Source organism: Streptomyces sp. NPDC043812, assembly GCF_056436245.1.
This window is the reverse complement of sequence record NZ_JBWKCY010000009.1, coordinates 75,843-90,217: the sequence shown is the minus strand read 5'-3', so window position 1 is coordinate 90,217 and position 14,375 is coordinate 75,843. Positions and strand designations below refer to the sequence as shown.

The 14,375-nt window shown below is 70.6% G+C and carries 13 protein-coding genes and 1 pseudogene; 5 read left to right on the top strand and 9 right to left on the bottom strand.

What is annotated here, in order from left to right:
* Nucleotides 1–2: 2 nt before the first annotated feature.
* The 3 genes and pseudogenes from AC067Z_RS15540 to AC067Z_RS15530 all read right to left on the bottom strand — a co-directional run bounded on the left by AC067Z_RS15540 (nucleotide 3) and on the right by AC067Z_RS15530 (nucleotide 3,174).
* Nucleotides 3–548: a VanZ family protein gene (locus AC067Z_RS15540; protein ID WP_478790025.1), complete on the bottom strand. Its 546-nt coding sequence runs from the start codon at nucleotides 546–548 to the stop codon at nucleotides 3–5.
* Nucleotides 549–657: 109 nt separating this feature from the next.
* A pseudogene (locus tag AC067Z_RS15535) lies at nucleotides 658–760 on the bottom strand (SDR family oxidoreductase); the annotation flags it as partial.
* 107 nt (nucleotides 761–867) lie between these two features.
* On the bottom strand, nucleotides 868–3,174 hold the full coding sequence (locus tag AC067Z_RS15530) for an MMPL family transporter (protein WP_478790024.1): 2,307 nt from the start codon (nucleotides 3,172–3,174) through the stop codon (nucleotides 868–870).
* 322 nt (nucleotides 3,175–3,496) lie between these two features.
* Between AC067Z_RS15530 and AC067Z_RS15525 the strand changes: the two genes are divergently transcribed.
* Nucleotides 3,497–3,799, top strand: a complete 303-nt coding sequence (locus tag AC067Z_RS15525; RefSeq protein WP_478790023.1) for a DUF6355 family natural product biosynthesis protein — start codon at nucleotides 3,497–3,499, stop codon at nucleotides 3,797–3,799.
* Between the two features lie 76 nt (nucleotides 3,800–3,875).
* Here the strand turns inward: AC067Z_RS15525 and AC067Z_RS15520 are convergent, their stop codons facing one another.
* Entirely contained in the window at nucleotides 3,876–4,055 is a 180-nt protein-coding gene (locus tag AC067Z_RS15520) for a hypothetical protein (protein WP_478790022.1), read from the bottom strand.
* A 298-nt stretch (nucleotides 4,056–4,353) separates the two neighbouring features.
* On the opposite strand from AC067Z_RS15520, the gene AC067Z_RS15515 reads away from it, so the two are divergent.
* On the top strand, nucleotides 4,354–5,886 hold the full coding sequence (locus AC067Z_RS15515) for an SDR family oxidoreductase (protein ID WP_478790021.1): 1,533 nt from the start codon (nucleotides 4,354–4,356) through the stop codon (nucleotides 5,884–5,886).
* Nucleotides 5,887–5,947: 61 nt separating this feature from the next.
* On the top strand, nucleotides 5,948–6,823 hold the full coding sequence (locus AC067Z_RS15510; protein WP_478790020.1) for an LLM class flavin-dependent oxidoreductase: 876 nt from the start codon (nucleotides 5,948–5,950) through the stop codon (nucleotides 6,821–6,823).
* Nucleotides 6,824–6,844: 21 nt separating this feature from the next.
* Here AC067Z_RS15510 and AC067Z_RS15505 read toward each other — a convergent pair whose 3' ends face one another.
* The gene (locus AC067Z_RS15505; protein ID WP_478790019.1) at nucleotides 6,845–7,486 is read right to left on the bottom strand and encodes a TetR/AcrR family transcriptional regulator; all 642 of its coding nucleotides are present in this window, start codon (nucleotides 7,484–7,486) and stop codon (nucleotides 6,845–6,847) included.
* A complete protein-coding gene (locus AC067Z_RS15500; protein WP_478790018.1) occupies nucleotides 7,483–7,869 on the bottom strand; it encodes a VOC family protein in 387 nt (128 codons plus the stop codon). Before AC067Z_RS15500 ends, AC067Z_RS15505 begins: the two co-directional genes overlap by 4 nt.
* Nucleotides 7,870–8,448: 579 nt before the next feature.
* Between AC067Z_RS15500 and AC067Z_RS15495 the strand changes: the two genes are divergently transcribed.
* Together AC067Z_RS15495 and AC067Z_RS15490 are read left to right on the top strand one after the other, a co-directional pair.
* Nucleotides 8,449–9,759, top strand: a complete 1,311-nt coding sequence (locus tag AC067Z_RS15495) for a cation:proton antiporter (RefSeq protein ID WP_478790017.1) — start codon at nucleotides 8,449–8,451, stop codon at nucleotides 9,757–9,759.
* 329 nt (nucleotides 9,760–10,088) lie between these two features.
* A complete protein-coding gene (locus tag AC067Z_RS15490) occupies nucleotides 10,089–10,664 on the top strand; it encodes a hypothetical protein (protein WP_478790016.1) in 576 nt (191 codons plus the stop codon).
* A 127-nt stretch (nucleotides 10,665–10,791) separates the two neighbouring features.
* On the opposite strand, the gene AC067Z_RS15485 is transcribed toward AC067Z_RS15490, so the two are convergent.
* From AC067Z_RS15485 to AC067Z_RS15475, 3 genes are all read right to left on the bottom strand, one after another.
* A complete protein-coding gene (locus tag AC067Z_RS15485; RefSeq protein ID WP_478790015.1) occupies nucleotides 10,792–11,310 on the bottom strand; it encodes a hypothetical protein in 519 nt (172 codons plus the stop codon).
* A gap of 426 nt (nucleotides 11,311–11,736) precedes the next feature.
* The gene (locus AC067Z_RS15480) at nucleotides 11,737–13,014 is read right to left on the bottom strand and encodes a hypothetical protein (RefSeq protein ID WP_478790014.1); all 1,278 of its coding nucleotides are present in this window, start codon (nucleotides 13,012–13,014) and stop codon (nucleotides 11,737–11,739) included.
* A gap of 223 nt (nucleotides 13,015–13,237) precedes the next feature.
* Nucleotides 13,238–14,272 (bottom strand): LacI family DNA-binding transcriptional regulator, encoded by a 1,035-nt coding sequence (locus AC067Z_RS15475; protein ID WP_478790013.1) that lies wholly within the window; start codon nucleotides 14,270–14,272, stop codon nucleotides 13,238–13,240.
* Nucleotides 14,273–14,375: the final 103 nt, after the last annotated feature.

Below are 14,375 nucleotides of genomic sequence, written 5' to 3'. Positions count from 1 at the left end.
CTTCAGTGCGCGGCCTTGGTCCACCTGTGCCACCAGTGGTTTCGCCGCGGATGCACCGCGCGACCGAGTCGCCGGCCGATCAGCAGGTAGCCGAGCAGTGCACCGGTCGTGTTGAGGATGACGTCGTCGATGTCGAAGGCCCGCCCGGTGATCACCGCCCCCTGCGTGAGTTCGACGAGAACCATCACCACGGCCGTCACGGCAGCCACCCGCAACAGGCCACGGGCGCGGGGTACAAGCACCGGCAGCAGCACGCCGAAGGGGACTCCGAGCAGGATGTTCCCGCCGAGTTGCTTGACGGTGTCGCGCAGCGCGGGTTGTGACAGATAGTCACGTATGGAGTCGCCGGGCCGCACATTGCTGTGCGTCAGCGCTTCGGAGGCCACCGAGGGCTCCAGCGTCAGTCTCGCCAGGATCACGCTGAACGCCACCGTTCCGGCAAACGCCGCCAGCATGGCGGAGATGCGCAAGAACGGGGACAGGGGTCGGTGTGCGGCCCCGTCGGCGGCACCCTTGTCTCGTGTCGTCTCCACGGCAGTTCTGCGCATGGGGTCAGCCTCCGCTCGGGGGTGTCCGGGACGCTGAGCGGCTACCCCCTGTAACGGCGGCCATGCGTGCGCCGTGGCCGACGGGCTGTTGGACCGACGGCTGCATGGCGCCCGCGACACGCAGCACCCCCCGTGGTGAAAGAGGCGTCGGCCGACAGCAGCCAGGCCACGGCACCTGCGAGCTCCCGCGGCTGCCCGGCACGTCCGAGCGGTCAGCTGCGGGGTCAAGGACAACTCCGGGGGTGCGCGGGGCGTTTCGGCGGATCAAGGCCGGATACTCCTGGGGATTGCCTCCGACTTCAGTCGGGCATCTCCGGCGTCACGACCGGCGGGGCGCACTCCCGTCGATGTCGCCACGCGCGCGCCCTTCCGCGGCAGCGGCCTCGCCCTCGGTGTCGATGTGGGGCAGCAGCCGGTCGAGCCATTTCGGCGTCCACCAGGCCGACTTGCCCATGAGGGTCATGGCCGCGGGCACGAGCAGGAGCCGGACCACGGTGGCGTCGATGAGCACACTCGCCGCCAGGCCGAGCCCAAGCATCTTGATCACGATGTTGTCGCTGATGATGAACGCGGCGAAGACGCTGACCATGATGAGCGCCGCGCAGGTGATGACGCGGGCCGTGATCTCCAGCGCGTGGGCGACGCTCGCCTTCGCGTCCCCTGTGCGCAACCAGGCCTCGTGGACGCGGGAGAGCAGGAAGATCTCGTAGTCCATGCTCAGTCCGAAGACGATGGCGAACATCATCATCGGCACATAGCTCTCGATCGGCACGTCGCCGGAGACGCCGAGCGCCGGTCCGCCCCAGCCCCATTGGAAGACGGCGACGACGACTCCGTAGGAGGCGGCGATCGAGAGGACGTTGAGCACCGCCGCCTTGAGGGCGACGAGCACACCGCGGAACACGACCAGGATGACGAGGAATGCCAGCCCGACGACAACGGCGATGATCAAGGGCAGTCGGCTGGAGACGATGTCGAGGAAGTCGACCTGTGCGGCGGTGGTGCCGGTGACGTAGGTGCCGGCGTCGGTGCCGGAGACGGCCTGCGGCAGTACGTCGTCGGCGAGGTGGTTGGCGAGTCGGGTGGTCCGTTCGTCCTGGGGCGCGGCGACGGAGTAGGCGGTGGCGATGAGGACGTCGCCGTCTGACGTCGGTGTCAGTTGGGTGATGGTGGCCGCGTCGGGCACGTTCTTCAGCGTGTCCTGGGCCTGGCCGGCGAGTGCGGAACGGTCCGACTGGGGCACGCCGCTCTGGTCGATGACAAGGGTCAACGGCCCGTTGGATCCCGGGCCGAAGGCGGACGACATCAGGTCGAACGCGCGCCGGTCGGTGAACGACTTCGGGTCGGCGCCGTCGCCGATGTGCCCGAGCTGGATCGAGAACAGGGGGATGGAGAGCACAGCGAGGACGACGACTCCCCCCGTCAGGTACCACCACGGCCGGCGCTCCACCCGCTGTGCGTACCGGTGCCAGGTGCCCTGCACCTCCTCGCCGGGAGCCGCGTCGGTCTCGGCAACGGGCTTGCGCACGTGGTAGCGGTCGATGCGGCGGCCGATGAGACCGAGCATGGCAGGTACGAGCGTGAGCGCGCCGAGTACGGCGGTGACCACCGTGACGGCGGCCGCGAGGCCGAGTTTGCCGATGAACGAGATGCCCGAAACCCACAGGCCGGACAGGGCGATGATGACGGTGCAGCCGGAGACGAGGACGGCGCGCCCGCTGGTGGCCGTCGCCAGCCCGACGGCTTTGACGGCGTCATGCCCGTCCATGATGTTCTGGCGGTGACGGGTGATGAGGAACAGGGCGTAGTCGATGCCGACGCCGAGGCCGATCATCGTGGCCAGGGTGGGCGAGACGGTGGCGAAGGAGGTCGCGGCGGCAAGCAGGCCCAGCAGACCCAGTCCGCAGACCACCGCGATCAGCGCGGTCACCAGGGGCAGGACGGCGGCGAGAATGCTGCCGAAGCCGATGAGGAGGACGAGGATCGCCACGGCGAAGCCGATGGCCTCACTGGTGCGGTCGTCGGGCTCGGGTCTGGCCAGTTCGCCCAGCGTGCCGCCGTACTCGACGGTGACTCCGGCCGAACGCAGCGGCTCGACGGCCGAGTCGACGCCGTCCAGGTAGTCGACGCCGAGTGTGGAGGGCTGGGCGTCGAACCGGACCGTGATGTACGCGGTCTTCTCGTCCGTGGACAGCGGCCCCACATCGGGGGTGCCCGAGGGTTGCGCCGGCGGCGGGGTCCCGGGCGGGGGCAGGGGGCTCTGCGCGGACAGGACGTGCGGCAGCTTCTCCAGATCGGTGACCGTGGTCCCGACCTGGTCCGAGAAGTCGGTGAGGGGCTTGTCCGTATCGTGGAGCACGATCTGGGCGCTGTAACCGCCCGCCGCCGGTTCATGGGCCTTGAGTACGTCGAGTCCGTCCTGTGACTGGGTGCCGGGGAGCGCGAAGTTGTCCGAGTAGTCGCCGCCGTAGACGCGGTCGAGTACCTGGACGGCGGCAACTGCGGCCAGCCAGAGCACGAGGACGACGACGAAGTGCCGGGCGCAGCCTTCACCGATGCGGCGCAGGAGGCCCTTTCTCGGGGCAGTGGCCGACCGGTCGGGTGGGGAGGGCGCCGACGACGACATGGGGCTCCTGGAGGGGTGGGGCGCCTGCGGGGCAGGAGCCGGAAAACCGTCCACCGCAGGTGCGGGAGAGCACAGGGGTCACCCAGCATTGAATTCCTGTCCGGCGGCGGGGGCACGTCGGCAGAGGGGTTCGGGTGACGCCCGGGGCCGTGAGACGTGCCGGGAACCCGCACGTCGGGCGCCGGGCACACGGCAGGTCCATCCGTGTGAACTCCTTACGCCGCGTGACGCAATGCGGGTGGCCGGGCGGTGACGATCATGGATGCTCCTCGTGCACGAGCCCTGCCCCCAGGGCGTCGCGTCTTCGAACCAGGAGATCCACATGAGCGTTCGCCGCTCCCTTTCGGCCGCCCTCGGCGCCGTCACCCTTGTCCTCGGGATGTCCGGCGCGGCTTCGGCCGTCGCCGCACCGTCCGCTCCCGGTGCCGCCGCGATGAACCCCTGCGGGTTCTACGAGACGTCCGCCGACGCGTTCTACAACCACTGCACGGGCGACGGCTCGCGTGTGGTCATCCAGGTGGAGGTCTTCGGGCCGAACTACGAGCGCTGTGTGGGCCCCGGAGGGACGTGGCTCGGCTCGGCCGGGAAGATCGACGGTGCGTTCTACACCGGGCGCACCTGCTGACCGGGCACCGTACGTGGTGAAGGGGCGCACCGCGCGGGTGCGCCCCTTCATCATCATGTGACAGGCCGGATCAGCTCTAGTAGCGGTCCCGGTCCTCTTCGAGCATCTCCTGGCGGGGCTCATGCTCCTGCCGGCCACGCTCGTCGGACTGCGGCCGGCCGCGCTGCTGTCCACGCTCCTTGGCGTCGCCCTTGCGCTTCTGCGCCTCGTTCTTCAGCTGCTCGGCCTTGTCCTGGAACTGGTCCTTGATACCCATCAGTCTCTCCTTCGAGCTGGGTGTGTGGGCGCGTTCAGCCTCGCACGACGCCGCATACCTCGCATGTCAGGCGAAATCAAGCATGTTCCGGGGCGTGTTGCCCATCATTTTTTCCGGCATGCGTCCTGCCGCCGTCCCTTGCGAGCCAGGCGCCGCGCCGGACGGCTCCCGCCTCCGGACCCGGTTCGCACCGCGCGCGTTGCGAACCGGGTCATCCGCACCGAGTGTTGCCTCCGGGGGACGTGCACCCGCGGTGGGTGGGGCGGCGGCCGACGGGGACAGCGGGACGGAGGCGGACATGAGCGGCGACGACAGGCGGACAACGACCGACGTCCCCTTGCGATGCCTGGTGACCGGCGCCACCGGCTACATCGGCGGACGGCTCGTGCCCGAACTCCTCGCCGCCGGCCACCGAGTGCGGTGTCTTGCCCGCTCCCCCGAACGGCTCCGCGACCATCCATGGGTGGCGGACACCGAGGTGGTCAAGGGCGATGTCACCGACGCGGCATCAGTGGCCGACGCCCTGCGCGGTATCGATGTCGCGTACTACCTGGTGCATGCCTTGGGAACCGGTGCACGGTTCGAGGACACCGACCGGCGAGCCGCCGAGATCTTCGCCGATGGGGCGCATGCGGCCGGGGTGCGCCGCATCGTCTACCTGGGCGGCCTCACCCCGGCAGGGGTGGCGGAGAAGGACCTCTCGCCGCATCTGCGTTCACGCGCCGAGGTCGGTCGGATCTTCCTCGACGCGGACGTGCCCGCCACGGTGCTGCGGGCGGCAGTGATCATCGGTTCCGGCTCGGCCTCGTTCGAGATGCTGCGGTACCTCACCGAGCGGCTGCCGGTCATGATCACGCCGAGCTGGGTGCGCACACGCATCCAGCCGATCGGGGTACGGGACGTTCTGCGGTATCTGGCCGGTGCCGCGGTGATGCCGCCGAACGTCGACCGCGCCTTCGACATCGGAGGTCCCGACGTGGTCACCTACCGGGACATGATGCGGCGATACGCCGAAGTCGCCGGGCTGCCACGGCGGTTGATCCTGCCCCTGCCCGTGCTCACGCCGCGTCTTTCGAGCCACTGGGTGGGGCTCGTCACCCCGGTGCCGAACTCGATCGCCCGTCCGCTCACCGAATCCCTGCGGCACGAAGTGGTGTGCCGCGAACACGACATCGCGATCCACCTGCCCGACGGCCCGGACCAGCCGCTGCCGCTCGACGCAGCACTGTCCCTCGCGCTGCAGCGGGTACAGGATGCCCAGGTCACGACCCGATGGTCGTCGGCCTCGGTGCCCGGCGCGCCGAGCGACCCGCTGCCGACCGACCCCGACTGGGCGGGAGGCAGTCTCTACGAGGACGAGCGCACGGTGACGGTCGAGGCGGGTCCCGCGGCCCTGTGGCGGGTGATCGAGAGGATCGGAGGGGACAACGGGTGGTACTCGTTCCCTCTGGCCTGGGCCCTGCGGGGCTGGCTGGACCGCTTCGTCGGAGGTGTGGGGCTGCGTCGCGGGCGGCGGGACGCGGAGCGGCTGCGGGTGGGCGATTCGCTGGACTTCTGGCGAGTGGAGGAGATCGAGCCCGGCAGGCTGCTGCGGCTTCGTGCCGAGATGCGGCTTCCGGGCCTTGCGTGGCTGGAGATGCACGTCGAACCGGACGGACGCGGCCGCACCCGGTACCGGCAGCGTGCGCTGTTCCATCCGCGTGGGCTGGCGGGGCACGCCTACTGGTGGAGCGTCGCCCCCTTCCATGCGGTCGTGTTCGGAGGTATGGCACGCAACATCGCCCGTGCGGCCGGCCGGTTGCCGGCGAGTGGCAACACCACCGCGCCGTGAGCCGCCGAGGGCACGGCATACGGTCTTGTCCATGCCCCGGCATCCGCGTTGGAATGGGCGCATGACCACTCTCGGCGCGGTGTTCCGGCCCCAGTTGCCTCCCGAACGGCTTCGTGACCTCGCCCGTGCGGCCGACGCTGCGGGGCTGGAGGAGCTCTGGCTCTGGGAGGACTGCTTCCTGGAGAGCGGCATCGCGACCGCTTCGGCCGCGCTCGCGTGGACGGAACGGCTGCACGTGGGCGTCGGCCTGCTGCCCGTGCCCCTGCGGAACGTCGCGCTGACCGCGATGGAAGCCGCGACCCTGCTGCGCCTGTTCCCCGGGCGCATCGAGCTCGCTGTCGGTCACGGCGTGCAGGACTGGATGGGCCAGGTCGGCGCTCGCGTCGCATCCCCCGTCACACTGCTGCGCGAGCATCTGCTCGCGATGCGGGCCCTGTTGGGGGGCGAGCGGGTGACGATGAAAGGCCGCTACGTGCGGCTCGACGACGTGGCGCTCGACTGGCCGCCGGCCGGCGCGCCCGCGCTGTTGGCCGGGGCGCTGGGCCCCAGATCGCTTCGGCTGACGGGCGAGGCTGCCGACGGGACGCTGCTCGACGCGAGCGTGTCCGCCGAGGGTGTGCGGCGGGCCCTGAGCCTCGTCGACGAGGGGCGTGCGGCCGCCGGGCGCACCGGGCCACACCGCGTCGTCGTCTATCTCCACACGGCGACCGGCCCCGACGCCGCAGACCGGCTGCGCGCCGAACTGGAGCGCTCCGGAGGGGGATCCACGGCGGATCTCGGCGTCGCCGGGGACGCGGAGGCGGTGGCGGGGGCGGTGCAGCGGCTCGCCGATGCAGGGGCCGACACGGTCGTGCTCCAGCCAACGGGCGACGATCCGGACCCGGAAGGCTTCGTACGCTTCGTCGCGGAGGAAGTCCGTCCACGGGTGGCGCAGTGACTCCGGTGGCCTGATCCGGCGTCAGTCGCGGTGGCGGTGGCGCGATTCCGCCGGCTGTCGGCTGATCCACACCAGCCGGTCGAAGTCGACGGCCACGCCCCGCAGCAGCAGATCGACCAACGGGCCCGCGGCGATCGGCCCGTTGGGTCCCTCCCCGAGCAACGCGCGCTGGTAGACGGCCGATGCCAGCAGGTCGACCAGCAACTCCGGTTCCACATCGGGGTGCAGATCGCCCCGGTCGACGGCGCGCAGCACAGCCTCCGTCGCTGCCAGCCGACTTGGCTGCACCACGGTCTCGACGAGTCGCCGATGCAGCGACGGATCGTGCGCGCAGTCCGCGACGAGCGGGGCGAGCACGCCGGGGGGAAGCCGGTCGTGGAGCGCTTCCGCCAGCAGCCGCACGCTCTGCGTCAGATCGCACCGGGTGCAGCCGTTGTCCGGGGTCGGCGGCGCGACGAGCACAGCGGCGAGGGCGTCGATGACCAGGTTCTGCCGGACGGGCCATCGCCGCCTGATCGACGGTTTCGTGGTGCCGGCCCTTGCCGCGACAGCCTCCAGCGTGAAGCCGGCGTAGCCCTGCTCGCGCAGGACGTCGAGGGTCGCGGTCAGGACCGCGGCATCGATCGCGGGATCACGGGGTCGCCCCGTCGTTGCGGGCTTCACCCGGTGACGTCCTGTGGGTACCAGCGCAGCTCGACGGTGTTGCCGTCCGGGTCCTGGACGTAGATCGACTGCGCGTCACCCCGTGCCCCGTAGCGGCCGACCGGGCCTTCCAGCACGGTGAACGTGCCGGAGTCGATCACCTCCTGCCAGTCGAGCGGGTCGACGACCAGGCATATGTGGTCGACATTCGACTGGCCACGGGGCCGGCTCAGAAGATCGATGATCGTCGTGGGACTGATCCGAACCGACGGGAACGGTGCCTTGCCCGCCCTCCACTCCTCCACTCTCACCGGTTCGAGGCCGAGGGGGCCGCAGTAGAACTCCAGCGCGCGCTCGACGTCCTGCACGTTCAACACGAGATGGTCGAAATCCTTGACTCGCACGACAGCCTCCCCGATTACGTTTCGTTCCGAAACGGATCGTAACACTGTCTACGCCTGCCCGAAAGGGAGTTGAGGCGCCGGCACACTCTGGGAACCGGCACGAACCCGCGCCACTGGGTGCCTAATCCACGACCGGGCCACGCGCCGAACATGTGCCGAACATGTGCCGATCACCCACGCCATCATGCTGCGCGTCTCATGGAGCATCCGCATCCGCCGCGATGTGCGTTGGCGTAGGCAGGCTCGTCTGCCGTTCCGGTTCCCCGAGGAAAGCGGGTGCGCGCTCAATGATGTTTGCGGCGGCCCGAGGTGGTGGCCGATCTGATGGCGTACGCGTGTCGGTGCCGTACTCGGGGTCGGGCCGCGCGCCACACTGATCTCTGATCGGCCGCCGTCGCGGAGCCCGGCAGGGTGCGGCCTCGGCTGCCGCACGATCGGCGGCGGTCGGGACCCAGGGCTGCCGCCCGATGCTCCGATGCCCCTGTCAGGAGCAGGTGCGCGGCAAGCGGTCCGCACAGCGCGCTTTCTCCCGTTCCACGGTCACGGCTTCGGGCGCTGCGACAGGAGGAGTGGGGCGTCATGAGTGGTGGCAGCGCATGGACCGGAGCTGCGGTTGCGGCCGTTACCGCCGGCTATGCGCTGTTCTCGCGCCGCCTCGCCTCGACGCCCGTGTCGTCTCAAATGGTCTTCACCGGCTTCGGAGTGCTCATCGGGCCGGTCGGGCTGGACGTTCTCGACCTGGGCCATGACGCAGGCCCGGTGCTGACGCTGGTCGAGGCCGCGTTGGCCCTCGTGCTCTTCACCGACGCGATGACGGTACGCCGACGGCACCTGCGCACGGGCGGCTTCCTGCCCCTGCGTCTGCTGGCCATCGGCCTGCCGTTGACCATCGGAGCGGGGTGGCTGTTGGCGTGGCCCTTGCTTCCGGGCCTGACGCTCTGGGAGTTCGCGCTGCTCGGTGCTGTTCTCGCCCCCACCGATGCGGCGCTCGGCAAGACCGCCAGCTCAAGCCCGCGTGTCCCGGCTCTCGTGCGCCACGGCCTCAACGTCGAGAGCGGCCTGAACGACGGCCTGGTGCTGCCGTTCTTCCTCGTCTTCCTCGCCGCGATCCCCGGCACGGTCGCCTCCGAGGAGGGCGCGGGAGGAGTGTTCTGGCGGGCACTGGTGGTCAGCACCGTGGTGGGCCTGGTCTTCGGAGGGCTCGGCGGAAGGCTGTTGACCCTCTCGCGGGCCCGGGGCTGGGCGACGGGCGAATGGCAGCAGGTCCTCGTTCTCGCGGTGGCTTTCTGCGCTTACAGCGTGGCGACGGCCGTGGACGGAAGCGGCTTCATCGCCACCTGGATGGGAGGCTTCGCGTTCGGCGTCGCACTGCGCAAGGGCGAACCGGCGGGCGGGGGGCCAGCCAAGGAGCGGCCCGCCGACCTGGCCGAGTACATGGGCGGGCTGCTGGCGACCCTGAGCTTCCTGGTCTTCGGCGCGGTCCTGCTCGGCCCGACGCTGGAGCATCTGAACTGGCGGATCATCACGTACGCGGTGCTCAGCTTGGCGGTGGTCAGAATGCTTCCGGTGGCCCTCGCGCTGGCCGGCACCGGCACGCGGCTGCCGACTGTGGCCTACGTCGGTTGGTTCGGACCCCGTGGCCTGGCCTCCGTGGTCTTCGGACTCCTCGTGGTGGAGGACCATGTGCCCGGGATCGAGCTGCTGGGCCAGGTGGTCGCGGCCACCATCGGCCTCAGCATCTTGCTGCACGGCATGTCGGCCCCGTACTTCGCCGACCGCTACGGGAACTGGTACGACGACGCGAAGGTCGCCGCCCCCGACCTGCGCGAGGCCCAGGACGCGCCGGAAGGCGCCGGGAAACGGCACAGCGGCCCGCGACGTCTGCGCTGAGCCGGGCGGGATCTGCCGGCGCGGCCCGCTGTGCCCTGCGCCGGACGTCCCGACGGCCGCAGGGCCAGGCAGGAGGGCCTTCGATGACCCAGCGGCACCCGCTGTTCTGCGACGGAGGGCAAGGGGCAGCCGCGTGGACACGTTGCCCGCCCCGAATCACACTGAAGGCACCCGCTCTGGACAGGCTGACAACACCGGAGGATTGGACGATGGTCGCATCCGGTTCCGGTCGTGCGGCGGTCTCTCGGAGCGGATGGAATGCCCGCCTGTACTGGCTGTGGATCCTGTACAACTCGATTGCCTTTGTCACGGTCCTGACCGTTGGCTTTGTGCTGGGGTGGCTGGGCAATGACGTGCTTCATCTGACTCTTGCCAACAACCACGCTCTCGAGGCCCTGCTGATCGCTACAGCCGGGGCGCTGCTGTTCGGCGTCGTCCTGGGAGTGCTGCAGTGGCTCGTCGTCCGTGAGCGGGTGCCTGTCCCCCGCAAGGCGTGGATCACGGCCAACGTCGGGCCGTCGTTGCTGGCGTGGCTGCTCGTGATCATGCCTGCCGTGATCGACGCCCAGAACTCCCAGAAGGACGCGTCAACTGCCTATCTGCTGGCTGCCAGCCAGTCCCTGGCCCTCGGGCCGCTGCTCGGCTTGTCGCAGTCGCTGGTGCTCCGCAAGGTCACCAGCCGCTGGGCCTGGTGGATCGGGGCCAACCTCGCCTCCTGGCTCATCGTCGACGCCGTCCTCTACCTGTTGTCGCACGTGTCCGGCGGCCTCGATGTCTTCACCACCAAAGGCTCGACCCTCGAGGTCTACCTGACCTTGATAGCCACGACGCCGCTGACCGGCCGGGCTCTGCTGTGGGTACTGGCCCCCTCGGCCGTGACTGTCCCTGCCACGCCGCAGCCGTAAGCCGGCAGGGGCAGGACCACGGCTCCCGGCTGCCTCGATGTCTTCACCACCAAAGGCTCGACCCTCGAGGTCTACTTGACCTTGACAGCCACGACGCCCATTCATCATGTGGCGGTCGGCAACGGCATCAATACCGCAATGCGTTGCGGACCTCGGCGGTCACCGTGCCGGTCAGGTCCCGGTTGCTTTGTGCAGTGGCCTGGGCCGTGCCGCCGGCGGCAACCTCGGGGACCTCGAGGACCACCACGTCGAGCAGGTTGCCCGACTGGTCCTTGAAGTTGACCACGAGGGTGTAGCGCCTGGGCTTCGAGTCGTGGTTGGTGACGTTCACCGGGACCTCTGCCCGGCCGTTGGAGCCGGTCGCGACGCTGCCGAGGCTGACGTCCGCCTTGGCGTCCAGTCCCCCCTTCACCTTGGCCAGAGCGGCCGCAGCCTTCTTCTCGGCTGCAGCGACCGCAGAACCCGCAGCCGACGATGCGGCACTGCTGGCCGAGGAAGCGAGTGCGGACGCCTCCGACTTCACCGCAGAGGCCGCCGAGGACGCGGGGGAGGTCGAGGGCTCGTCCGACGAGCAGCCGGTCAGTCCGGCCCAGCCGAGCATGACGGCCACCCAAGCAGCAGCGCATCGGTTGACCTGGCGTTCCATGGCTTCTCCCGGCTCGACGGCAATTCCGTCCAGCGTCGGCTGTGCCGGCTCGCCGCACCAGCCACGCGCGGCGCCCGGGTGACGTCGGCAGACAGTCCGCATTGGCACGGAGGCGATGCTGCGATGGCGAGATGCAGTGGCACCTCGCCCGTCCTGAAGGAGCTGACGAGATTCGAACGCGAATCCTGCGCCCGGAGTCCCCACCTTCGAGGGCCTGGACACGCTCGTGGCGACCCGTCCGGATGCCAGTCGCTCGGCCCGCCAGGTGCGGACGCGGCGTGAAGGGCGCACCGCGAACTCGCGTTGAACTGCGGGGCATTGGCGTCTGCCGTCAGGGGAGGACTACGAACGCGGCTTGTTCCAGGCCAACCCGGCCGCAGCCGTGGCCGGCCCCAAGAAGGCTCGCCCTGACAGCCTGACCACCCGTCATGTCCCGGGCGTGACCGACGGTCCCGACTGCAGTTGTTCCAGCCGGCGCTGGAGCAGCTGCAGTGCGCCGCGCTGCCGACCGGGGACGCGGCGGCGCAACTGCACCAGTTCGGGGGCGAGGCGGCATGCCCGCGCCGCATCGCTGATCTGTTCCCACTGGTGGTGCGCGCGGTCGACAGCGCCTTCGACGTCGGGATCGTCGGCGGTCTGCTGTCGGCGCAGCCGTGCCTCGGCCGCGGACATCCACAGTTCGCAGCTGCGGGCCGGGTCACCGGCCAGCCGTGCGAGGTCCGCCCGTACCTCGAGCCAGTGCAGCGCCTGTACCGAGCCGGAGCCATGAGTGCGCAGCGCTTCGCCCTCGCGGGCCGCGGCGGCAGCGGCGGCCTCGGTGTGACGCCCGGCGCGGGCGGCCTCCAGGATCGCGGGGTGCGGGTCCTCGGCGGGCGGGGCGAGAGGCCGGCCGGCGTCCCGGTGGTCCGTGGACGCGGTGGGTCCCGGCAGTGGCGCCGGGGCGAGGGCGGGTACGGGGACGGGTTCGGGGAGGGCGTACGGCGCCGGTGCCGGTGCCGGTGCCGGCACGGAATGCGTGTTCGGCGCTTGCTGCACCGACGGCGTGTGCGGTGCCCCGGCCGGGAAGAGGATCGCGCCGTCGGCCGGTCCCGACCCGGCGACCGCCTGCTCGTGCAACTGGGCGAACGACGGGCGGGCGCCGCTGCGCCAGATCGCCGCCATGGCCTTCAGATACGCCGGCGGGGCGACCGTGCGGCGCCCCGGCGCCGGGGCGATCCTGCCGTACAGCGTCACGCCGCCGCCGAGGGCGGCCCGGCCCTCGGACACCTGCTGCCATGCCTCGGCCTCGGCGATCAGGTCGACGACCACGGTCGTCGTTCCCGGACGCCGGGCACCGAGTTCACCGGCCAGCCAGTGCCACGGCAATGCGGTGTAGCGCACGGTGGCCGGTGTCGTCCGTGCAAGGGCGAAGTGCAGCAGCCGCTGCCTGCGGTCGACGTGCAACTGTCCGGCGAGGTACAGGAACAGCGGACCCGGAGCGGCCGCTGCCGCGCGGATGCGGGTGAGCACGGTCTGCTGATCGAGCGGGTCGGCAAGCTCGACGACCATCGCCGCGGAGGCCGTCGAACCGATCAGTACGGGGCCCGGAACGGCGGCGAGCGAGGGCAGCACGGAGGCCGCGTCCATGAGACGGCCCTTGCCGGCCGGAGCCGCTGCCAGCAGCAGCGCGGTACCCGGCGTCGAGTTCTCCCCTGTGATCACCACCCCCGCACCGTAACCGGCGGTGGACGCCGATGGCCAAGCGGTGTGTGCCGAACCTGGCCGTGAGTGGCGCGGATCGGGTGGTGCCGGGCATCAACGGGCCGTCGGTGACGACTCCTTGAGAAATGCAGGACTCCAAGGGCGCCGCGAGCGTGTCGGCGACCCTTACGGCCTGCGGGGCGCGCTGCCGGGACGCCAGGTGGATCTCCGCAGCAGACCCTGGGCGTCAGGAGGTGGTGGTCGGTGCCGGAGCGCGCCGCGCGGTCGACTCGCGCACGATCAGCCGGTATCCGGGGCGTTCGCGGCGCGGCTCGGGCACGTCTGCGCCGGAGAGCCGCTCGACCAGGCTGTCGACGGCCAGCCTTGCGATGGCCTCTTTGTCCGGGGAGACGGTGGTGAGCGTCGTGGCGCCGTACCGACTCTCTTCGATGTCGTCGAAGCCGACGACGGCGACCTCGTCGGGCACGTTCAGTCCGCGTTCGGTGAGGGTGCGCATGGCGCCGATGGCGATGAGGTCGTTGTAGGCGAAGACGGCGTCGGGGCTCTCGCCGCGGTCGAGGAGAGCGGCCATCGCGGCGGCGCCGTCCTCGCGGCCGTAGCCGTCGGTGACGACCACGAGGGCCTCGTCGGCCTCCAGTCCGGCGGCCGCGTGCTCCTCGCGCCAGCCGCGCAGCCGCAGATGGGCGGGCTGGCGTTCGCGTCCCGTACGCGAGCCGAGGAAGGCGATCCGCCGGTGCCCGAGGCCGATGAGGTGGCGTACGGCCTCGCGGGCGGCGGCGACGTTGTCGATGGCGATGTGGTCGTACGGCGCCTCGTACTCCCGCTCGCCGAGGAGGACGAGCGGGGCGGTGTCGGTGCGGGCCGTCAGGTCCTCGGTCTCCAGGTGGATGGGGCTGAGGATGAGCCCGTCGATCACGTGGGACCGGAATCCCTGGCTGACCAGCAGCTCCTTGTCCCGTTCGCCGCCGGTGTGGTCGACCAGGACGGTGTAGTCGTGACGGGCGGCGGCATCGACGACGGCACCCGCGAGCTCGGCGAAGTAGGGGTTGCCGAACTCGGGCACGGCCAGGGCGATGATGCCGGTGCGGCCCTTGCGCAGATGGCGCGCGGTGAGGTTGGGGCGGTAGCCGAGTTCGTCGATGGCCTTCTGCACCTTGGCACGCATGTGGGGGGTGACGTGCTGATAGTTGTTCACCACGTTGGACACGGTCTTGATGGACACGCCCGCCCGCTGCGCGACGTCCTTGAGGCTGACGCCCACGGCACTCCTCGGCTCTCGGTTCGGCTCTCGACGACCACCGTAAGGAAGCCGGGCTCCCACAGGAGGCCGCGGTCACGAAGAGGGCTCCTGCCCGGCGCGCGGG